Annotated in this window: 1 protein-coding gene; it reads right to left on the bottom strand. The window is 51.9% G+C overall.

Translation table 11 applies throughout. The features are described from left to right. Window positions 1-582, bottom strand: a 582-nt coding sequence (locus ACS8FD_RS22970) for a vWA domain-containing protein (RefSeq protein ID WP_439277558.1), incomplete at both ends; no start/stop codon positions are given.

The raw sequence follows: 582 nt of genomic DNA on the forward strand, positions 1-582 counted from the left end.
CTATAAGTTGGCTAATGTAAGGCGCTCGGTTTTCGCGACCATCCGTTAGCGCCACTATAGCGGTATGATTATAGCTGCTAGGAGTCAAATCATCCAACTCGCTACTGGCCAACTCGATCCCACTACCAATAGACGTCGAACCGCCAGGTGATGGTTGATCCGTGATGGCTTCATTCGCAGCTATACGCCCAGAGCCCGTCCCTAACGCGCCCGCAACCGCAATCGAAGTCCCCAGAGTCGCATCGTTGTCGAAGTACACCACACCAATACTGTCCTCGTCACCCAATAGATCGACGAATACAGGCGCGCTGTCTTTGAGCACTTCAATACGTAACCGACCATCGCCTGCGTCCCAAGCCATACTACCAGATTTATCCAATACCAAAACGGTGGCGACCGTTGGTTTGGGGATAGTCGTGGCAGATAAACTGAGAGACCACGCTTGCCCAGTTTGTACACAGGTAATTTGCGCGGTTTCTGGACCTGAGCTACCAACACTGGTTGCCGTGTACGAAAACCAAACCTGCGCTACATTGGTACTATCTCTATTAACGACAACCCTATCACCGTCAGGCGTTCCGA

This window comes from Psychrobacter sp. 1U2 (genome assembly GCF_051847575.1).